This is a genomic window from Pseudomonas sp. EL_65y_Pfl1_R83 (assembly GCF_963970695.1).
Lineage (GTDB): Bacteria > Pseudomonadota > Gammaproteobacteria > Pseudomonadales > Pseudomonadaceae > Aquipseudomonas > Aquipseudomonas tritici.
Genome location: NZ_CAXAQI010000005.1, coordinates 278,906 through 298,988, shown reverse-complemented (window position 1 = coordinate 298,988; position 20,083 = coordinate 278,906). Strand labels below are relative to the sequence as shown.

The window sequence follows — 20,083 nt, the reverse complement described above, 5'->3', positions numbered from 1 at the left end:
CCTCGTGCCCACAGTTGAAATGGAACGTCGCCAGGTGTTGGTGATCGGTGCCGGTCCGTCCGGGGCCATCGCCGCTGCGCTGTTAAAGCGCAAAGGCCATGATGTATTGATCATCGAGCGCCAGCATTTTCCCCGCTTCTCGATTGGCGAAAGCCTGCTGTCCCACTGCATCGACTTTATCGAAGAAGCCGGCATGCTCGACGCCGTACAGGCGGCGGGTTTCCAAGTGAAAACCGGTGCCGCATTCGCCTGGGGCGAGCGCTACAGCGCGTTTGATTTCAGCGATACGTTCAGCAACGGCAAGCCCACCACCTTCCAGGTGCAGCGCGGCGAGTTCGACAAGTTGCTGGCGGATCAGGCAGCCGTTCAGGGTGTAGAGATCCGCTACGGCGAAACCATCGTCGGTGTGGATTTCAGCGGCGAGTGCCGCTACCTGCACGTACGTCGCGAAAACGGCAGCGAGTACCACCTCAAGGCCAAGTTCGTGCTCGACGCCAGTGGCTACGGCCGTGTGTTGCCGCGCCTGCTGGACCTGGACGTACCGTCGACTTTTCCGGTGCGCCAGGCCGTATTCACCCACGTTGAAGACCGCGTCGAACACCCGGGCTTCGACCGTACCAAGATCCTCGTAACCACCCACCCGACCCAGCGCGATATCTGGTTCTGGACCATCCCGTTCAGCGACGGCCGCTGCTCGGTGGGCGTGGTCGCGGCCAAGAGACATTTCGACGGCCGCGACGGCGACCTCGATGCCTGCCTGCGGGGCTTTATCGATGAAACCCCGAGCCTGTCCGGCGTGCTGCAAAACGCTGTGTGGGATACGCCGGCGCGCACCATCGGCGGCTATTCGGCCAACGTCAAAACCCTTCACGGCCCAGGCTTTGCACTGCTGGGCAACGCAGCGGAATTCCTCGACCCGGTGTTTTCCTCCGGGGTAACCATCGCCATGCGTTCGGCGAGCATGGCCGCCGGCGTGCTGCACCGTCAGCTCAAAGGTGAAACCGTCAACTGGCAGACCGAGTTTGCAGAGCCGTTGAAACGAGGTGTCGATACCTTCCGCTGCTACGTCGAAGGCTGGTACGCCGGGACCTTCCAGGATGTGATTTTCCATCCGGACAGCTCGCCGGAGATTCGTCGGATGATCAGCGCGATCCTCGCCGGCTACGCGTGGGATGAACGCAACCCGTTTGTCAGCGAGCCCAAGCGACGGTTGCGCATGTTGTCGGAGATTTGTGCGAGTGAACCGGTATGAGCAGCCAGTATTTAAGTAAGAACTACGTCGAAGAAACCAAATTTGGCCTCTGGTTCCTGCGCAGTCACACCTGGCAGCATCGCGTGTTACGCGTGGCGATCAACGACTTGCGCAGCCTGTTTACGGAGCCATTGCCTGAGGCGCCGGTACTGCTGGACGCCGGTTGCGGTCAGGGCAAATCCTTCACGCTGTTGCAGCAGGTATTTGCGCCTTCACGGTTGATCGGCCTGGACGCAGACCCCCACAGCCTGGAGTTGTGCCAGGTTGAGGCCACGCGCCAAGGGTTGAGCGTCGAGCTGATCGGCAGCGACTGCGCCACCCTCGACGTGCCAGACGCCAGCGTCGACATCCTGTTCTGTCACCAGACCTTCCACCATCTGGTTGAACAGCACCGCGCCCTCAAAGAGTTCTATCGTGTACTCAAGCCCGGCGGCTATCTGCTGTTTGCCGAGTCCACCGAAGCCTATATCGACACCTGGGTCATCCGTTGGCTGTTTCGCCACCCCATGCACGTGCAGAAAAGCGCCGAAGAGTACTTGCAGATGCTCCGCGAGCAGGGCTTCGAGTTTGGCCCGCAGAACGTCTCGTACCCGTATTTGTGGTGGAGCCGCTCCAGCGACTTCGGCCTGCTCGAGCGCTGGGGCCTGCGCCAGGCGCCGCCAGTGGGCCAGCGCGAAGAAACCCTGGTCAACTGCGTGGCACGCAAACCCCTGGCGAGTACTGCCCCATGATGCGCATGCTGTTGATGGGCTGCCTGTTGCTGCTGAGTGCCTGCGCCAGCCAGCCACCGCTGCCCGAGAAAACGCCGGTCCTGGCCCTGCCGCTGCAGCTGCATGTGCAGCGCCTGGCCGACGGCCAGAGCCAGGACTGGCTGCTGGTGATCCAGCGCGAAGGCGCGGCGATTCGGTGGTCGATGATGGACCCGCTGGGCATCCCACAGGCCCGGCAAAAGCTGATCAATGGCGAGTGGCAGGCCGATGGCTTGCTGCCGCCCAATCCGCAGGCCAGGGAGCTGTTTGCCGCATTGCTGTTTGCGCTGACATCGGCAAATGACGTGCGCGCGCTTTACCCCAGCGCGCAGGCGATGGACCTGACGCGCACCCTGCCGGGGCATTGGCAGATCGTGTATCAATCGTCCGAGGTCTTCAGCGTGAACATGACCGGGCAGCCCTTGAGCTACCGCATCACGCCGCTCGGGGCTGCCCGATGACCGCCTACCTCAACGCCCTGGGCATAATCTGCGCCCTCGGCCGTGGCCAGGCCGAGGTCAGCCGCAGCCTGTTTGCCGGTGACTGCTCGGGCATGCGCGCCGAAAGCGGCTGGGTGCCGGAGCGCGTGCTGCCGGTGGCCGGTGTGCACGGCGAACTCGCCACCATCCCGCTAGAACTGGGCCAGCAGAGCAGCCGCAATAACCAGTTGCTGCTGGAAGCAGCGTTGCAGATCGAAGACGAGATCCGACAGGCGATCAATACCCACGGCACATCACGGGTGGGTATTGTGCTCGGCACCAGCACCTCGGGCATCGACGAAGCCAGTCGCGGGATTGCCCATTACCTGCGGGAAAACCAGTTCCCCGGCGACTACGACTACCAGCAACAGGAACTCAGCGCCCCGGCAAACTTCCTCGCGGACTGGCTGCAACTGAGTGGCCCGGCCTACGTGATCTCCACCGCCTGCACCTCCAGCGCCCGCGCGCTGATGAGTGCCCAGCGCCTGCTGGACCTGGGCGTGTGCGATGCAGTGATCTGCGGCGGCGTCGACAGTTTATGCAAATTGACCCTCAATGGCTTTACCGCGCTGGATGCCGTGTCGAACGAGCGCTGCAACCCGTTTTCGGCGAACCGCAACGGCATCAATATCGGCGAAGCAGCGGTGTTGTTCCTGATGAGCAAGGAACCGGCGCCGATCGCCCTATTGGGCAGCGGCGCGAGTTGCGATGCGCACCATATTTCCGCGCCCGAACCCTCCGGCAAAGGTGCTCTGCAATCAATGCGCAAGGCGCTCGCCAGCGCAAAGTTGCAGCCCGAACAGATCGGTTATCTGAACCTGCACGGCACCGCCACCCAGCATAACGACGCCATGGAAAGCCTGGCCGTCGCCAGCCTATTCCCGGAAGGCGTGCCCTGCTCGTCGACCAAACCCATGAGCGGGCATACCCTGGGCGCAGCCGGCGCCCTGGAAGCGGCGTTCTGCTGGTTGAGCCTGGTCCATAAGCGGGTGCCGCCGCATGTATGGGACGGCCAGCCCGACCCGGCACTGCCCGCCCTGCAGTGGGCGCAGGCCGCGCAAGCCCTGGAAAAACGCTGCCTGATGAGCAATTCGTTTGCCTTCGGCGGCAACAATGTCAGCCTGATTATCGGAGAGGCCCCATGATCGATTGGCCACTCGCCGAACTGCTGCCTCATGCCGGCGACATGATCCTGATCGACCAGGTGCTGTCGTTCGATGAAGAGCAGATTCGTACCCGTGCCACTATCAAGCCCGGCGGCCTGTTCAACCGCCCGGACGGCAGCCTCCCGGCCTGGGTCGGTATCGAATTGATGGCACAAAGCGTCGCCGCCTATGCCGGTTGCCGCGCCCGCCAGAAAGGCAAAGCGGTGGAACTGGGCTTCCTGCTCGGCACACGTAAGTTCGAGTGCAACGTGGAGCACTTCCCGGCAGACGCCGAGCTAACGATCCACGCCCTGCGCTCCCTGGAGGACGAAAACGGCATGGGTGTGTTCGAATGCCACCTTACCGGCAGCGGTATCCAGGCCAGCGCCCGCTTGAATGTATTTCGACCGCCCCAGGCGGCCACCTATTTAGATGAATCGAAGGACGAAACGCCATGACTGAATCCGTACTGGTCACCGGCTCCAGCCGTGGCATCGGCCGCGCCATCGCACTGCGCCTGGCACAGGCCGGGCATGACATCGTGCTGCATTGCCGCAGTGGCCGTGCCTCTGCCTGCGCGGTACAGGCCGAGGTGGAAGCCCTGGGTCGCCAGGCGCGGGTGCTGCAATTCGATGTGGCGGATCGCGCGACGTGCAAGGAAATCCTTGAAGCCGACGTAGAGCAACACGGCGCCTATTACGGCGTGGTGCTCAACGCCGGCCTGACCCGTGACGGTGCGTTTCCGGCGCTGTCGGAAGACGATTGGGACGTGGTGATGCGCACCAATCTCGACGGTTTCTATAACGTGTTGCACCCGGTGATGATGCCGATGATTCGTCGTCGCGCCGCCGGGCGCATTGTGTGCATCACCTCGGTTTCCGGGTTGATCGGCAACCGTGGCCAGGTTAACTACAGTGCCTCCAAAGCCGGGTTGATCGGCGCGGCCAAGGCCCTGGCCATCGAACTGGGCAAGCGTAAGATCACCGTCAACTGCGTCGCACCCGGCTTGATCGACACCGCGATGCTGGATGAAAACGTACCGGTGGAAGAGCTGATGAAGATGATCCCGGCGCAGCGCATGGGCACGCCTGAAGAGGTGGCTGGCGCAGTGAACTTCCTGATGTCGGCCGAAGCCGGCTACATCACGCGCCAGGTCCTGGCGGTGAATGGAGGCTTGTGCTGATGAAACGCGTCGTAGTGACCGGTATGGCCGGCATGACCTCCCTGGGCGGTGATTGGGCGACCATTTCCGCCAACTTCCGCGCCAACCGCAGCGGCATCCGGCGCATGGACGAGTGGGACCGTTTTACTGAATTGAACACGCGCCTGGCCGGGCCAATCGACGATTTTGTCGTGCCCGCGCACTGGACGCGCAAGCAACTGCGCAGTATGGGCCGGGTGTCGCGCCTGGCGGTGTGGGCCGCGGAGCAGGCGTTGCAGGACGCCGGTTTGCTCGGCGATGAGTCGATCAAGGACGGGCGCATGGGCGTGGCCTGCGGCTCCTCCACCGGCAGCACCGACGAGATCAAGGCGTTCGGCAACATGCTGCTGAACTCGGTGGCCGAGGGACTGAATGCCAACTCCTACGTGCGCATGATGCCGCACACCACGGCGGCGAATATCAGCATCTTCTTTGGCCTCACCGGGCGGCTGATTCCTACGTCAAGCGCCTGCACCAGCGGCAGCCAAGGCATCGGCTATGCCTATGAGGCGATCAAGTTCGGCCGCTTGCCATTGATGCTCGCCGGCGGCGCCGAAGAACTGTGCCCCACCGAAGCCATGGTGTTCGACGCGCTCTACGCCACCAGCCTGAAAAACGACGCGCCGCAAACCAGCCCACGCCCCTATGACAGCGGGCGCGATGGCCTGGTGATCGGCGAAGGCGGCGGGATGCTGGTCCTCGAAGAACTGGAACACGCCCTGGCGCGGGGTGCGCATATCCACGCCGAGCTGGTGGGCTTTGGCAGCAACGCCGACGGCCAGCACACCACGCGTCCGGAGCAGAAAACCATGCGCCGCGCGATGGAACTGGCCCTGGAAGATGCCGGGCTTGAGCCTTCCGCGATTGGCTACGTGAACGGTCATGGTACTGCCACCGACCAGGGCGACATCGCCGAGACGCAGGCCACCAGCAGCCTGTTCGGCGCCCGCATGCCCATCAGTTCACAGAAGAGCTTTCTCGGTCACACCCTGGGTGCGTGCGGCGCACTGGAGTCGTGGTTCAGCATCGAGATGATGAACCGCAACCAGTACGTACACACCTTCAACCTGGATTCAGTGGACCCTCAATGCGGCGAGCTGGATTACCTGCAAGGTGAATTCCGCGAGATGCACAACGATTACGTGATGAACAACAACTTTGCCTTTGGCGGCGTCAACACCTCGCTGATCTTCCGCCGCTGGTCCTGACTTTTTAATCGATTGGAGAATACGCAATGTCTTCCTTGCTACGCGCGACCCTGATCACCCTGGCCTTGCTGACCACCGCTGGCTGCACCAGCAAACCAGTGCTCAACACCCAGCACGACCTGCCGGCCACTGCCCAGGTCAGCGAAGAGAAAATGAAAACGGTGATCGTCAACGCCCTGCAAAAGCGCGAATGGACGGTACAACGCCTGAGCCCGCAACTGGTGCAGGCCGAGATCACCGTGCGTAACCAGTACTACGCCGCCATCGACATCCGCTACACCCGCAACAGCTACGCCATCACCTACCGCGACAGCCGCGAACTGGGCTACAAAGACGGCAAGATCCATCGCAACTACAACCGCTGGGTGAGCATGCTGGACCGCGACATCATGGCGGCGTTGCGCAGTAATGGCGTGAGTGAGTCTGGGACTGCGGCGCAGTTGTTTGAGCAGACGGGCACTTCGAAATAAAACTGGCGCTCGCTGCGCGCCAGAAACGACAAAGATCAAAGGTGGGAGTTGGCTTGCCTGTGATGCGGACGACTCGATGGATCAGGTATGCCGAGGGGATGCTATCGCAGGCAAGCCACCACCCACATCGATCCGCTTCGCTTTGAAGTACGCGTTCTTACTGAGCGGATTTACGCGTCAACAACTCCACAAACGCCGCTGCCATCGGCGTCTGCGCGCCTTTTCGCTGCACCAGCCACACCGCCGTCACCGCCTCCGGATCCAGCAGCGTGCGATACACCACCCCGTCGATCCGTATGCGCTGATAGGAGGCCGGCAACACCGACACGCCCAGCCCCGCCGCGACCAGGCCAATGATGGTCATCGCCTCCCCCGCTTCCTGGGCAAAGTGCGGGCTAAACCCGGCGTCACGGCACAGGCTGAGCAACTGCGCGTAGAGCCCACTGCCATAGCTACGCGGGAAAAACACGAACGGTTCTTCCGCCAGCTGCGCCAAGTGCAGGCCATGCTCACTGCCTGCTACCAATGGGTGGCCGGCGTTCATTACGGCCACCAGCGGTTCGCGCATCAACTCGACCACACTCAATGAATCCGGCAACGGCAATGGCCGCATCAGCCCGACCTGAATAGACTCATCCACCAGCGACTCGGCCACCTCGGTGCTGCTCATCTCCTGCAGATTGAGGTGCACCGCCGGGAACGCCTGGCGAAACGCAAAGATCGCTTGGGGAATGCTGGAGTTAAACGGTGCCGATGACGTGAAGCCGATCTTCAATTCGCCCAGCTCACCCAACTGCGCCCGGCGCGCCACGTCCGCCGCTTTGTCGACCTGAGCCAGGACCAATCGCGCCTCATGCAGGAACAACCGTCCCGCCTCGCTCAGCTCGACCCGACGATTGGTACGCTCAAACAAACGTGCACCCACTTCCTGTTCCAGCGCCTGAATCTGCTGGCTCAGCGGCGGCTGCGAGATGCCTAGCACCTGCGCAGCCCGGCCAAAGTGCAGTTCTTCGGCGACGGCAATGAAGTACCGCAAGTGACGCAATTCCATACAGGCCTCATTAGGTCGTAAAAGCTATCAAACAGGTCGAACAATATATTGGAAAGAATCATTAGCCAGCTATATTCTTTTTTGCATGGCCGGTCCTGGCACGCTCTTCCTCCCCGAGGTCCCCGTGAATTCTGCTGTCGCTCCACTCGCTCAAGAAGTCCCGCCCACTGCCCTGGATGAGGTGGTGGCCCAGCTCAATGACGCGTACATCGAAAAAGGCACACCGATGTTCATGCGTACGGTACTCGCGCTGTTCTCCGGGGGTTTCGCCACCTTTGCCCTGCTGTATTGCGTGCAACCGATGATGCCGGCGCTGTCCCACGAGTTTTCCATCAATGCAGCGCAAAGCAGCCTGATCCTGTCCGTGTCCACTGCGATGCTCGCGCTGGGCCTGCTGATTACCGGGCCGATTTCCGACACCCTGGGACGTAAACCGGTGATGGTCGCCGCGCTGTTCTGCGCGGCACTCGCGACGATTGCCAGTGGTTTGATGCCTTCCTGGGAGGGGATTTTATTCATGCGCGCGCTGGTGGGCCTGTCACTGAGCGGCCTGGCCGCCGTGGCCATGACCTACCTGAGCGAGGAGATCCACCCGCAGCACATCGGCCTGGCCATGGGCCTGTACATTGGTGGCAACGCGATTGGCGGCATGAGCGGGCGCCTGATCATCGGCGTGTTGATCGACTTCGTCAGTTGGCACACCGCAATGCTGATCATTGGCGCCCTGGCGCTGATCGCCGCCACGGTGTTCTGGAAAATCCTCCCCGAATCGCGCAACTTCCGCGCCAGCAGCCTCAAGCCGCGCAGCCTGGTGGACGGTTTTGTCATGCACTTCAAGGACGCGGGCCTGCCGTGGCTGTTCCTTGAAGCGTTCCTGCTGATGGGTGCGTTCGTGACGATGTTCAACTACATCGGCTATCGCCTGCTGGCCGATCCCTACGGCCTGAGCCAAGCCGTGGTCGGCCTGCTGTCGCTGGTGTACCTCTCGGGGATCTACAGCTCAGCGAAAATCGGCTCCCTGGCCGACCGCCTCGGCCGCCGTCGCGTATTGTGGGCCACCATCGTGCTGATGCTTGTGGGCATGACGCTGACCTTGTTCACACCGCTATGGCTGATCGTGCCGGGCATGCTGATCTTCACGTTCGGCTTCTTCGGCGCCCACTCGGTGGCCAGCAGCTGGATCGGCCGCCGCGCGGTGAAGGCCAAGGGGCAGGCGTCTTCGTTGTACCTGTTCTGCTACTACGCGGGATCGAGTGTGGCGGGGACGGCGGGTGGGTTCTTCTGGCACTACGCCGAATGGAACGGGATTGGGGCGTTTATCGTGGGGTTGTTGATTGGGGCGTTGCTGGTGGCGTTGAAATTGGCGAAGTTGCCGCCGTTGCAAGGTGCAAAAAGCACGTAACACCTGCGCCTCTAGCGGTTCTGCCGGGCCAAGGTACACTGACGGCATTTGTCAGCCTTGGTAAAGGAAAGCCAGATGCGCCTGGACCAGCTTCATATTCAGAATTTTCGTTGCTACGATGAGGCCACTTTTGACTTCCAACCCGGGTTTAATCTGGTCGTGGGGGTTAATGGGAGCGGCAAGACTTCGTTGTTGCAAGCGGTGGCGTCAAGCCTTTGCAACTTCTCAGGCGCCATGGGCAGACACGAGGCCCATATATCAGATCAAGATGTACGGTTTACCGTTCAGCAATTCAATGACCGTTTCAGGTATGAGCACATCTATCCACTGGTGTTGAGTGCTACAGGTTCTGCATTTGGCCTCACCAATTGGAAGATTTCCAAGGATCGTAAAGACCAGTCACAAAGCCACAACTATGAAATTCATACGACCCTCTCAAAAAAAATCGATCACCTAGATTCAGAGCATATCTTCGATCTTCCACTGTTTACTTTCTACCGAGCTAACCGCCGATGGACATCGGCCCAAGTGTCTCCCGAACTTGCAGCGACACAGAAATCGTCAAGACTCGATGCGTATGTAGATTGGTTTGATGCAGCTGTAAATTTACAGAATTTTGAAAGTTGGTTCATAGGAAAAACGCTAGAACGCTTACAACGTATTTCCCGATCAGACTCTTCACGGGATTTTGACGATGAGCTTCATTGGGTAAATACAGCGCTAAAATTTGCATTACCTGACTCGAAAGGCATTGAGTACGACTTGGGGCTTCGTACGTTGCTAGTGCATGTCGACGAACAGATTAGTTTGCCTTTTGGCAGTTTAAGCGATGGGCAACGCGGCATGATCGCTCTGGTTTCAGATATTGCCAGACGTATGTGTCTCCTAAACCCTCACATGGGAAGTCGAGTTTTAGAAAACACCTATGGCATCGTTATTATTGATGAGCTCGATATCCACCTGCATCCCGGATGGCAGCGCAGTATTGTTTCAGCGCTGAAAAACGCATTCCCGAAGATCCAATTTATTGCTGCCAGTCACTCACCGCAAATAATCGGTGGTTTGAAGCCTGGTGAAATCATGCTCTTGAATAAAAGGGATGCCTCACACCCTCACGTTTCCTACGGACTTGACTCCAGCAGAGTTCTGGAGGAAATCATGGGAGTCTCCGAACGCGAACCAGAAATTGAAACGCTCCTCAGCGAACTCTTCAGTACCCTCGAAGACAATGACTTTAAAAAAGCCAAAGCTCAGCTTCAAGCACTCAAGGAAAAAGCTCCCGGCCTTCCCGAGTTTTTAAGAGCTGAGGCGCTTCTTAAGCGTAAGGAGATGATTGGTCGATGAAGCGAGTTATCAAAGGCACTGAACCTGCATCATTTACCGAGTGGAAGTCGATGGCGAATGAAGCGTGGTCTCCCACCTATTCAGAGCTACGACATCCACAGAAAAAAGAGCTACATGCCAGCCTGCTGACCGAACAAGGTTATGCCTGTTGTTATTGCGGAGACAAAATCACCCTGGACTCGAGCCATATTGAACACTTTCGCCCCCAGAAAAACTTTGAGCATTTGGACTTGGATTACACCAATCTCCACGCATCCTGCCAAGGTGAAACGGAAACGCCCAAGCCGGCACATTGCGGCCATAGCAAGGGGAGTGACTTCTGCGAAGATTCTCATATATCTCCGCTAGAGGATAACTGCGAAAGCCGTTTCAGATTTACATTACTGGGTGAAATCAAAGGCAGTAATGACGATTTTTCTGCCGAAGCTATGATCGAACTGCTCGCACTTGACATTGAGTTCTTGAATAGCCGCCGCAAGGAAAAGCTGGAAGGCGTTTTCGATAACGACTTTCTAGCTGATTTCACGATTGAGGAGCTGGAGAAAATCATCCAGCGATCTCGTCAGCCCCTCAGCGGTCAACATGAAGCTTTCGATCATGTCGTTGCCCGCTACGCGGAGCAGCTACTCGGACATTAACCAACAAAAACGCCCGGCATAAGCTGGGCGTTTTTATCGGGCAACAATCACTCGTGATACTGCGCCGACAACTCGTGCACCGCACGCAGGAAGGCACCGGCATGTTCCGGGTTCACTTCCGGCGTAATGCCATGACCGAGGTTGAATACATGCCCGGTGCCCTTGCCGTAGCTGGCGAGGATACGGCCGACTTCGGTGCGGATCGCTTCCGGCTTGGCGTACAGCACGGTCGGGTCCATGTTGCCTTGCAGCGCCACGCGGTTGCCCACGCGCTGGCGGGCTTCGCCAATGTCGCACGTCCAGTCCAGGCCGAGTGCGTCTGCACCTGCGTCAGCAATGCTTTCCAGCCATAGGCCACCCCCTTTGGTGAACAGGATGACCGGAACCTTGCGGCCTTCGTGTTCGCGGATCAGGCCGCTGACGATTTTGCGCATGTAGGCCAGGGAGAACTCCTGGTAGGCCGCCGCCGACAGGTTGCCGCCCCAGGTGTCGAAGATCTGCACCGCTTGCGCGCCGGCCATGATCTGGCCGTTGAGGTAGGAAGTAACCGACTGAGCGAGCTTGTCCAGCAGCAGGTGCATGGCTTGCGGGTTGTCGTAGAGCATGGCCTTGGTCTTGCGGAAGTCTTTCGACGAACCGCCTTCGACCATGTAGGTGGCCAGGGTCCATGGGCTGCCGGAGAAGCCGATCAGCGGCACGCGGCCGTTGAGTTCACGGCGAATGGTGCTAACGGCGTCCATCACGTAGCCCAGGTCCTTGTGCGGGTCCGGGATCGGCAGGGCTTCGATGTCGGCCAACGTGCTGACGACTTTCTTGAAACGCGGGCCTTCGCCGGTTTCGAAGTACAGGCCTTGGCCCATGGCGTCAGGGATGGTGAGGATGTCGGAGAAGAGGATGGCCGCGTCCAGTTGCGGATAGCGGTCCAGTGGCTGCATGGTGACTTCGCAGGCGAACTCCGGGTTCATGCACAGGCTCATGAAGTCGCCGGCGTGGGCGCGACTGGCGCGGTATTCCGGCAGGTAGCGACCGGCCTGGCGCATCATCCACACGGGGGTGACGTCCACGGGTTGCTTGAGCAGGGCACGAAGGAAACGGTCGTTCTTCAGGGCAGTCATGTCGGCATCCGCAAAAAAAGTGCGGGCATTTTCTCAGAGCCAGAAGGAGAAAGACAGTGACTAGCGACAAGCTACAAGCGGCAAGTTAAAAGCGCATTTGCTTTCACTTGCCGCTTGCAGCTTGAAACTGGCAGCTAACATCGCTAGACGTTCAGGTAATCCAGAATCCCTTCGGCAGCGTTACGGCCTTCGAAGATCGCGGTCACTACTAGGTCTGAACCGCGCACCATATCGCCACCGGCAAAAATCTTCGGGTTGCTGGTCTGGTGCTTGTACTGGCCTTGTTCCGGGGCTACAACGCGACCCTGGCTGTCGGTCTGAATCTCTAACTGCTCGAACCACGGCGCCGGGCTTGGGCGGAAGCCGAAAGCGATGACAACGGCGTCAGCCGGGATGATCTCTTCAGAACCTGGGATCGGCTCAGGGCTGCGGCGGCCACGGGCGTCCGGTTCGCCGAGACGGGTCTCGACCACCTTCACGCCTTCGACGCGGTCTTCACCGACGATAGCGATCGGCTGGCGGTTGTAGAGGAATTTCACGCCTTCTTCCTTGGCGTTCTTCACCTCTTTGCGCGAGCCGGGCATGTTGGCTTCGTCACGACGGTACGCACAGGTCACCGATTTGGCGCCCTGGCGGATCGACGTGCGGTTGCAGTCCATCGCGGTGTCACCACCGCCGAGCACCACAACCTTCTTGCCTTTCATGTCGACGAAATCTTCCGGCGACTTTTCAAAGCCCAGGTTGCGATTCACGTTGGCGATCAGGAAGTCCAAAGCGTCATGCACACCCGGCAGGTCCTCACCGGCAAAGCCGCCCTTCATGTAGGTGTAGGTGCCCATGCCCATGAACACGGCATCGTATTCGGCGAGCAATTGCTCGATGGTCACGTCTTTGCCGATCTCGGTGTTCAGGCGGAATTCAATGCCCATGCCGGTGAACACTTCGCGACGGTTGCTCAGTACGGTTTTTTCCAGCTTGAACTCGGGGATGCCGAAGGTCAGCAGGCCGCCGATTTCCGGGTTCTTGTCGAACACCACCGGGGTCACGCCACCCCGTACCAGCACGTCGGCGCAGCCCAGGCCAGCAGGCCCGGCACCGATGATCGCGACGCGCTTGCCGGTCGGCTTGACCTTGGACATGTCCGGGCGCCAGCCCATGGCGAACGCGGTGTCGGTGATGTACTTCTCGACCGAACCGATGGTTACCGCACCGAAGCCATCGTTGAGGGTGCACGCACCTTCACACAGACGGTCTTGCGGGCACACCCGGCCGCACACTTCCGGCAGGGTATTGGTCTGGTGCGACAGCTCGGCGGCGGCGAGGATGTTGCCCTCGGCCACCAACTTGAGCCAGTTGGGAATGAAGTTGTGCACCGGGCACTTCCATTCGCAATACGGGTTACCGCAACCCAGGCAGCGGTGGGCCTGGTCGGCCGAGTGCTGAGGTTTGAAGGGTTCGTAGATTTCCACGAACTCTTTCTTGCGTTGACGCAACAGTTTCTTCTTCGGATCTTTGCGCCCGACATCGAGGAATTGGAAGTCGTTGCTGAGACGTTCGGCCATCGTTAAAACCTCGTACACGACAGCTTTAAGCTACAAGCTTCAAGCTGCAAGAAATCAAATAAACCGGCACACCGCGCGCTGCTCTTAGCGTGCGGCTTGAAGCTCGATACTTGCCGCTGCGTCGTCATTGCGGACTCGCAAGTGTGCTGGAGAGCAGAGATTTCAAACTCGCTGCCTTCGGTTTGACTAGCCAGAAACGACGCAGGTAATCATCGAGATTTTCGGCGAGGTTACGACCCCATTCGCTGCCGGTCTCCTCAACGTACTCGTCCAGCACGTGCTGCAAGTGGTTCCGATAGGATTCCATGGCTTCGCCGCTGATCCGCTGGATCTCGACCAACTCGTGGTTGACCTTGTCGACGAAGGTGTTGTCCTGGTCGAGCACGTAGGCGAAACCGCCGGTCATGCCTGAACCGAAGTTGTAACCGGTCTTGCCCAATACGGCGACAAAGCCCCCGGTCATGTACTCGCAGCAGTGATCGCCAGTGCCTTCCACCACGGTGTGAGCACCGGAGTTACGCACGGCGAAACGCTCACCGGCGGTACCGGCGGCGAACAGCTTGCCACCGGTGGCGCCGTACAAGCAGGTGTTGCCGATGATGGCACTGTCCTGGCTCTTGTAGACGCTGCCTTTAGGCGCAACGATCACCAGCTTGCCGCCGGTCATGCCCTTGCCCACGTAATCGTTGGCATCGCCTTCCAGGTACATGTGCAGACCACCGGCGTTCCACACGCCAAAGCTCTGGCCCGCAGTGCCGTTGAAGCGGAAGGTGATTGGCGCCTTCGCCATGCCTTGGTTGCCGTGCTTGCGCGCGATTTCTCCGGAGACGCGTGCGCCGATGGAACGGTCGCAGTTGCAGATATCCAGGGCAAATTCGCCACCGCTGGCGTCGTTGATCGAGGCGCCGGCCATTTCGACCATCTTCTCGGCCAACAGGCCTTTGTCGAAGGGTGGGTTGCGGTCCACTTGGCAAAACTGTGGCTTGTCTGCCGGGATGTGGTCGCTGCCCAACAACGGCGTCAGGTCCAGGTGCTGTTGCTTGGCGGTCTGGCCTTCGAGGATGTCCAGCAGATCGGTGCGCCCGATCAACTCTTCCAACGAACGCACGCCCAGCTTGGCCAGCCACTCACGGGTTTCTTCGGCGACGTAGGTGAAGAAATTCACCACCATGTCGACGGTGCCGATGTAGTGATCCTTGCGCAGCTTCTCGTTCTGCGTCGCTACACCGGTGGCGCAGTTGTTCAGGTGGCAGATGCGCAGGTATTTGCAGCCCAGGGCAATCATTGGCGCAGTGCCGAAGCCGAAGCTTTCAGCGCCGAGGATTGCAGCCTTGATCACGTCGAGGCCGGTTTTCAGGCCGCCGTCGGTCTGCACACGGACTTTGCCGCGCAAGTCGTTGCCACGCAGGGTCTGGTGAGTTTCAGCCAGGCCCAGTTCCCATGGCGCGCCGGCGTACTTGATGGAGGTCAGCGGCGATGCGCCGGTGCCGCCGTCGTAGCCGGAGATGGTGATCAGGTCGGCATAGGCCTTCGCCACACCCGCGGCGATGGTGCCCACACCGGCTTCCGCGACCAGTTTCACCGAGACCAGGGCCTGCGGATTGACTTGTTTCAGGTCGAAGATCAGCTGCGACAAATCTTCAATCGAGTAGATGTCGTGGTGCGGTGGTGGCGAGATCAGCGTCACGCCCGGCACTGCGTAACGCAGCTTGGCGATCAAACCGTTGACCTTGCCGCCGGGCAGTTGGCCGCCTTCGCCAGGCTTGGCGCCTTGGGCGACTTTGATCTGCAGCACTTCGGCGTTGACCAGGTACTCCGGGGTTACACCGAAACGGCCAGTCGCCACCTGTTTGATTTTCGAGCTCTTTAGGGTGCCGTAGCGCGCCGGGTCTTCACCGCCTTCGCCGGAGTTGGAACGCGCACCCAGGCGGTTCATGGCTTCGGCCAGGGCTTCGTGGGCCTCAGGCGACAAAGCACCGAGGGAAATACCCGCGGAGTCGAAGCGCTTGAGGATCGATTCCAGCGGCTCGATTTCGCTGATGGCCAGCGGCGTGTCCAGGGTTTTCACTTTGAACAGGTCACGGATCATCGACACCGGGCGGTTATCCACCAACGCAGTGTATTGCTTGAACTTGGCGTAGTCGCCCTGCTGCACGGCGGCTTGCAGGGTGCTGACCACATCCGGGTTGTAGGCATGGTATTCGCCACCGTGCACGAACTTGAGCAGGCCGCCTTGTTGGATCGGCTTGCGCGCGCTCCAGGCTTCCGCGGCCAGGGCTTTCTGTTCGGCTTCGATGTCGACGAAACGCGCACCCTTGATGCGGCTTGGCACGCCACGGAAGCTCAAATCGCAGACTTCTTCGGACAGGCCGATGGCTTCGAACAACTGCGCGCCACGGTACGAAGTGACAGTGGAGATACCCATCTTCGACAGGATCTTCAACAGGCCCTTGGTGATGCCTTTACGGTAGTTCTTGAACACCTCGTAGAGGTCGCCCAGCACCTCACCGGTACGGATCAAATCACCGAGCACTTCGTACGCGAGGAACGGGTACACCGCCGAAGCGCCAAAGCCGATCAACACCGCAAAGTGGTGCGGGTCGCGGGCCGTGGCAGTTTCGACGAGGATGTTGGAGTCGCAACGCAGGCCTTTTTCGGTCAGGCGATGGTGTACCGCACCGGTCGCCAGGGAGGCGTGGATCGGCAGCTTGCCCGGCGCGATGTGACGGTCGGTCAGCACGATCTGGGTACGACCGGCGCGCACGGCTTCTTCGGCCTGGTCGGCGACGTTGCGCACAGCGGCTTCAAGGCCGAGGCTCTCGTCGTAGTTCAGGTCGATGATCTGGCGGTCGAAGCCTGGGCGTTCCAGGGTCATCAGCGAACGCCACTTGGCCGGGGACACGACCGGCGAGCTGAGGATCACGCGGGAGGCGTGCTCAGGCGATTCCTGGAAGATATTGCGCTCGGCACCGAGGCACACTTCCAGGGACATCACGATGGCTTCGCGCAGCGGGTCGATCGGCGGGTTGGTCACCTGGGCGAACTGCTGGCGGAAATAGTCGTACGGCGTACGCACACGCTGGGACAGCACGGCCATGGGCGTGTCATCGCCCATGGAGCCGACCGCCTCGTAGCCTTGCTCACCGAGCGGACGCAGCACCTGGTCGCGCTCTTCAAACGTGACCTGGTACATCTTCATGTACTGCTTGAGCTGGTCGACGTCGTAGAAAGCCGAACCGTGGTCGTTGTCTTCCATGGTCGCCTGGATGCGCAGGGCGTTCTTGCGCAGCCATTGCTTGTACGGGTGACGGGACTTCAAACGGTTGTCGATGGCGTCAGTGTCGAGGATCTGCCCTGTTTCGGTGTCCACGGCGAGGATCTGGCCAGGGCCTACGCGGCCTTTGGCGATGACGTCTTCCGGCTTGTAGTTCCACACGCCGATTTCCGACGCCAGGGTAATGAAACCGTTGGTGGTGGTGACCCAACGCGCCGGGCGAAGACCGTTACGGTCGAGCAGGCACACCGCGTAGCGGCCGTCGGTCATTACCACACCAGCCGGGCCATCCCACGGTTCCATGTGCATCGAGTTGTACTCATAGAACGCCCGCAGATCGGGGTCCATGGTCTCGACGTTCTGCCACGCAGGCGGAATGATCATGCGCACGCCACGGAACAGGTCGATGCCGCCGGTGACCATCAGCTCGAGCATGTTGTCCATGCTGGAGGAGTCGGAACCCACACGGTTGACCAGCGGGCCGAGCTCTTCCAGGTCCATCAGGTCGTTGGCGAACTTGGTGCGACGGGCCACGGCCCAGTTGCGGTTGCCGGTGATGGTGTTGATCTCGCCGTTGTGGGCGAGGAAGCGGAATGGCTGGGCCAGCGGCCATTTCGGCAGGGTGTTGGTGGAGAAGCGCTGGTGGAACACGCAGATTGCGGTTTGCAGGCGCTCATCGCTCAGGTCTGGATAGAAGGCGGTCAGGTCCGCCGGCATCATCAGGCCTTTATAAATGATGGTCTTGTGCGAAAAGCTGCAGATGTAGTGCTCGGTATCGGCGGCGTTGGACACGGACGAACGACGACGCGAGGTGAACAGCTTGATCGCCATGTCCTGGTCGCTCAGACCATCGCCAGCGATGAACACTTGTTCGATCTGCGGCAGGCGCTCAAGGGCCAGGCGGCCGAGCACGCTGGTGTCGATCGGCACTTTGCGCCAGCCAACGAGTTGCAGGCCCGCAGCGAGGATCTCGTGGTTCATGTTCTCGCGAGCGGCCTCGGCTTTAACCGGGTCCTGGTTGAAAAACACCATGCCCACGGCGTACTGCTTGGGCAGGTCGACCGCGAAATGCTGTTTGGCGATGGCACGCAAGAACTGGTCGGGCTTTTGAATGAGCAAGCCACAACCGTCACCGGTCTTGCCGTCGGCGTTGATCCCACCACGGTGGGTCATGCAGGTCAGGGCCTCAATGGCCGTTTGCAGAAGGGTATGACTGGGCTCGCCCTGCATATGGGCTATCAGGCCGAAACCACAGTTATCCTTGAATTCATCGGGTTGATACAGACCTGCTTTCATAGACACTTTCTCACCAGGCTGCCTCTTATACCGAGGCAAATTTCTTTTCAATTCAACCGGTTACCTTCCACGCCGAACGTACGCCGGCTTAGCGGGGGCAAAAGGGAGGTCATTGTACACACCGACACAGACGCTCACAAATTTAGCGACGAAATGTCGCAAATCTATGTCGCATTTATGAAAGGTTTAAAGCGATATGCTGTGCTAGTCAAAACTTTTTTAATTCTGACCGCTACGACTCAAAAGCTACGTGACGCAGACACCACAAAGCGCGCGGCCTTCAGGGCTGCACGCTGTTGTAGTTTTTTGAGGTGCCGGGAGGGCGGCCTGGGTAAAGCCGCCGGACCTTCAGCGAGTTGTTGCGAGTTCTTGTTGAACGCTGGCAACAGTGCGAGGCCAAGGTTTACCAGCCTGAACCTTCGCTGGCAAGGATTTGATCGCGGAATCTGCGGCAGCGCGGCTGGAAAAGTTGCCGTAGGTGATTACGTAGAGAGGCTTGCCGTTAAGCATTTTCTTGAAATAACGGTACTCGCCGCCCTGCTCTTTCACGAACGCCTGGGCATTGGCTTCGGAGCTGGTGCCAAGGATCTGCACCACGAAGTTGCTGGTTGGCTGGCTGGCGTACCAGCTGCTGCCAGCGGCGCCGGCTTTGGCGACAGTGGCGGCTGGTTTTTCAGCAGGCTTGGCGGCCGGAGCTGGCTTGGCGGCAGGTGCTGGCGCGACCGGCTTGGTCACTGGCGCAGGCTTGGCAGTGGCCACCGTAGGCGCAGGTGCCGGCTGGCCCGCTGGCACGCCCGCAGGTGGTGCGGTGGTGGTCACGGTCGGCGGCGTAGCGCTGGAACCTTCCACCGGTACACCGTCGTCACCTTCGGAAATGCCACCCGCTTCTTCAGCGAGCGGGCCGCGCATGACGGGCTGGCCGACCATCGGCAGGTTGGTCGGTTGGCCGGAGTTGGCAAATTCAACGTTTGGCGTGGGCTTACCCAGTGGCAACTGCGCCTGTTCGGTTGGCGCGCCGGCAGTGGTCGGTGCTTTGCTGCGACCCGGGATCAACCAGGCAGCCGCTACAGCGACCACGACAACGGCGGAAATCGCCAATACGTGCTTCTTAGGCATAGTGAACCCCATCTTTGGACGCTTGACCGCAGTGCGGCTGGCGATCATGGCTTCGATCATGGCATCGCGGGCAACCTGATTGATGTTGCCAGGCCAGCCGTCGGAGCTTTCGTGAATATCAGAGATCTGCGCAGCGGAGAAAAGTTCGATACCCGCCCCGGCGCCCTCCAGGCGTTGAGCCAGGTATTCGCGGGTTTCTTCCTCTTCGTACGGCTGCAGCTCGATGACGTGGAACAGCTCCTGATCACCGCTGATCTGCTCGAGGTCGGCGATCAACGACGACTCACCAAACAGGAACACGTGCGGGCGACCTTCCGGCGTGCCCGCCGCCAACGCCAACAGCGCCTCCAGAGCCGATTCGTCGAGCTGCTCGGCGTCATCCACCAGCAGGTAGACTTCCTGGCCGGTCAGACCGAGCTGCACAACCTGCTTGAGGATCGCGTTCGGCTCGGCTGTGGCCACGTCCAGCGCCTGGGCAACCTGGCGCAACACGCCCGCCGCATCACCGGCACCACGGGCTGACACCACCACACTCTGTACCGATTGCTTGTTGGTGCTTGCCACCAGGGCCTGGCGCAGCAGCGTTTTGCCGCTGCCCAACGGGCCGGTCACGACCAGCAGCAGTTGGCTGTAGCGCGCCAGGTGATGCAACTGACCAAGCACCGGTTTGCGCTGGGCCGGGAAAAATTTGAAACCAGGCACCCGTGGAGCAAAGGGGTCGTGGCTTAACTGGTAGTGGCCGAGGAACGCCTCGTCGGCATGCAAACTAGTCATCGGGATC

Annotated in this window: 16 protein-coding genes; 11 read left to right on the top strand and 5 right to left on the bottom strand. The window is 60.2% G+C overall.

The window, feature by feature from the left end:
* Nucleotides 1-4 precede the first annotated feature (4 nt).
* From AACY08_RS09755 to AACY08_RS09720, 8 genes are read left to right on the top strand one after another with little or no spacing between them, the layout of a single operon-like run.
* Nucleotides 5-1,252, top strand: coding sequence for an NAD(P)/FAD-dependent oxidoreductase (locus tag AACY08_RS09755; RefSeq protein WP_339469231.1), 1,248 nt, complete (start codon nt 5-7; stop codon nt 1,250-1,252).
* Nucleotides 1,249-1,983 carry a class I SAM-dependent methyltransferase gene (locus AACY08_RS09750; RefSeq protein ID WP_339415569.1) on the top strand — a complete coding sequence of 245 codons (735 nt, stop codon included), beginning with the start codon at nt 1,249-1,251 and terminating at the stop codon, nt 1,981-1,983. The genes AACY08_RS09755 and AACY08_RS09750 overlap by 4 nt, the downstream gene beginning before the upstream one ends.
* On the top strand, nt 1,980-2,462 hold the full coding sequence (locus AACY08_RS09745; RefSeq protein ID WP_339469230.1) for a hypothetical protein: 483 nt from the start codon (nt 1,980-1,982) through the stop codon (nt 2,460-2,462). Before AACY08_RS09750 ends, AACY08_RS09745 begins: the two co-directional genes overlap by 4 nt.
* Nucleotides 2,459-3,625, top strand: coding sequence for a beta-ketoacyl-[acyl-carrier-protein] synthase family protein (locus tag AACY08_RS09740; RefSeq protein WP_339469229.1), 1,167 nt, complete (start codon nt 2,459-2,461; stop codon nt 3,623-3,625). The genes AACY08_RS09745 and AACY08_RS09740 overlap by 4 nt, the downstream gene beginning before the upstream one ends.
* Nucleotides 3,622-4,083, top strand: a complete 462-nt coding sequence (locus tag AACY08_RS09735) for a hotdog family protein (RefSeq protein ID WP_339469228.1) — start codon at nt 3,622-3,624, stop codon at nt 4,081-4,083. Before AACY08_RS09740 ends, AACY08_RS09735 begins: the two co-directional genes overlap by 4 nt.
* Entirely contained in the window at nt 4,080-4,808 is a 729-nt protein-coding gene (gene fabG, locus AACY08_RS09730) for a 3-oxoacyl-ACP reductase FabG (RefSeq protein WP_339469227.1), read from the top strand. Before AACY08_RS09735 ends, fabG begins: the two co-directional genes overlap by 4 nt.
* Nucleotides 4,808-6,034, top strand: coding sequence for a beta-ketoacyl-ACP synthase (locus tag AACY08_RS09725; RefSeq protein ID WP_339469225.1), 1,227 nt, complete (start codon nt 4,808-4,810; stop codon nt 6,032-6,034). The genes fabG and AACY08_RS09725 overlap by 1 nt, the downstream gene beginning before the upstream one ends.
* Before the next feature lie 26 nt (nt 6,035-6,060).
* A complete protein-coding gene (locus AACY08_RS09720) occupies nt 6,061-6,504 on the top strand; it encodes a hypothetical protein (RefSeq protein WP_339469223.1) in 444 nt (147 codons plus the stop codon).
* A 157-nt stretch (nt 6,505-6,661) separates the two neighbouring features.
* Here the strand turns inward: AACY08_RS09720 and AACY08_RS09715 are convergent, their stop codons facing one another.
* Nucleotides 6,662-7,555: a LysR family transcriptional regulator gene (locus AACY08_RS09715; RefSeq protein ID WP_339415562.1), complete on the bottom strand. Its 894-nt coding sequence runs from the start codon at nt 7,553-7,555 to the stop codon at nt 6,662-6,664.
* Nucleotides 7,556-7,679: 124 nt separating this feature from the next.
* Between AACY08_RS09715 and AACY08_RS09710 the strand changes: the two genes are divergently transcribed.
* The 3 genes from AACY08_RS09710 (at nt 7,680) to AACY08_RS09700 (ending at nt 10,939) form a co-directional block, all read left to right on the top strand.
* Nucleotides 7,680-8,957: an MFS transporter gene (locus AACY08_RS09710; RefSeq protein ID WP_339469222.1), complete on the top strand. Its 1,278-nt coding sequence runs from the start codon at nt 7,680-7,682 to the stop codon at nt 8,955-8,957.
* A 75-nt stretch (nt 8,958-9,032) separates the two neighbouring features.
* On the top strand, nt 9,033-10,301 hold the full coding sequence (locus AACY08_RS09705; RefSeq protein WP_339469221.1) for an AAA family ATPase: 1,269 nt from the start codon (nt 9,033-9,035) through the stop codon (nt 10,299-10,301).
* Entirely contained in the window at nt 10,298-10,939 is a 642-nt protein-coding gene (locus AACY08_RS09700; protein WP_339469220.1) for a retron system putative HNH endonuclease, read from the top strand. The genes AACY08_RS09705 and AACY08_RS09700 overlap by 4 nt, the downstream gene beginning before the upstream one ends.
* A gap of 47 nt (nt 10,940-10,986) precedes the next feature.
* On the opposite strand, the gene hemE is transcribed toward AACY08_RS09700, so the two are convergent.
* From hemE to AACY08_RS09680, 4 genes are all read right to left on the bottom strand, one after another.
* On the bottom strand, nt 10,987-12,054 hold the full coding sequence (gene hemE / locus AACY08_RS09695) for a uroporphyrinogen decarboxylase (protein WP_339415560.1): 1,068 nt from the start codon (nt 12,052-12,054) through the stop codon (nt 10,987-10,989).
* 143 nt (nt 12,055-12,197) lie between these two features.
* Nucleotides 12,198-13,616 (bottom strand): FAD-dependent oxidoreductase, encoded by a 1,419-nt coding sequence (locus AACY08_RS09690; protein ID WP_339469219.1) that lies wholly within the window; start codon nt 13,614-13,616, stop codon nt 12,198-12,200.
* Nucleotides 13,617-13,740: 124 nt separating this feature from the next.
* Nucleotides 13,741-18,186 (bottom strand): glutamate synthase large subunit, encoded by a 4,446-nt coding sequence (gene gltB / locus AACY08_RS09685; RefSeq protein ID WP_339469218.1) that lies wholly within the window; start codon nt 18,184-18,186, stop codon nt 13,741-13,743.
* Nucleotides 18,187-18,534: 348 nt separating this feature from the next.
* On the bottom strand, nt 18,535-20,076 hold the full coding sequence (locus AACY08_RS09680) for an SPOR domain-containing protein (protein WP_339469216.1): 1,542 nt from the start codon (nt 20,074-20,076) through the stop codon (nt 18,535-18,537).
* Nucleotides 20,077-20,083: the final 7 nt, after the last annotated feature.

What these genes read in the sequence shown, in the direction of transcription:
- AACY08_RS09715 (WP_339415562.1), bottom strand. Translation starts at nt 7,555, where the DNA reads ATGGAATTGCGTCACTTGCGGTACTTCATTGCCGTCGCCGAAGAACTG.
- AACY08_RS09740 (WP_339469229.1), top strand. Translation starts at nt 2,459, where the DNA reads ATGACCGCCTACCTCAACGCCCTGGGCATAATCTGCGCCCTCGGCCGT.
- AACY08_RS09720 (WP_339469223.1), top strand. Translation starts at nt 6,061, where the DNA reads ATGTCTTCCTTGCTACGCGCGACCCTGATCACCCTGGCCTTGCTGACC.
- AACY08_RS09735 (WP_339469228.1), top strand. Translation starts at nt 3,622, where the DNA reads ATGATCGATTGGCCACTCGCCGAACTGCTGCCTCATGCCGGCGACATG.
- AACY08_RS09745 (WP_339469230.1), top strand. Translation starts at nt 1,980, where the DNA reads ATGATGCGCATGCTGTTGATGGGCTGCCTGTTGCTGCTGAGTGCCTGC.
- AACY08_RS09750 (WP_339415569.1), top strand. Translation starts at nt 1,249, where the DNA reads ATGAGCAGCCAGTATTTAAGTAAGAACTACGTCGAAGAAACCAAATTT.
- AACY08_RS09680 (WP_339469216.1), bottom strand. Translation starts at nt 20,076, where the DNA reads ATGACTAGTTTGCATGCCGACGAGGCGTTCCTCGGCCACTACCAGTTA.
- gltB (WP_339469218.1), bottom strand. Translation starts at nt 18,186, where the DNA reads ATGAAAGCAGGTCTGTATCAACCCGATGAATTCAAGGATAACTGTGGT.
- AACY08_RS09700 (WP_339469220.1), top strand. Translation starts at nt 10,298, where the DNA reads ATGAAGCGAGTTATCAAAGGCACTGAACCTGCATCATTTACCGAGTGG.
- fabG (WP_339469227.1), top strand. Translation starts at nt 4,080, where the DNA reads ATGACTGAATCCGTACTGGTCACCGGCTCCAGCCGTGGCATCGGCCGC.
- AACY08_RS09705 (WP_339469221.1), top strand. Translation starts at nt 9,033, where the DNA reads ATGCGCCTGGACCAGCTTCATATTCAGAATTTTCGTTGCTACGATGAG.
- AACY08_RS09690 (WP_339469219.1), bottom strand. Translation starts at nt 13,616, where the DNA reads ATGGCCGAACGTCTCAGCAACGACTTCCAATTCCTCGATGTCGGGCGC.
- hemE (WP_339415560.1), bottom strand. Translation starts at nt 12,054, where the DNA reads ATGACTGCCCTGAAGAACGACCGTTTCCTTCGTGCCCTGCTCAAGCAA.
- AACY08_RS09725 (WP_339469225.1), top strand. Translation starts at nt 4,808, where the DNA reads ATGAAACGCGTCGTAGTGACCGGTATGGCCGGCATGACCTCCCTGGGC.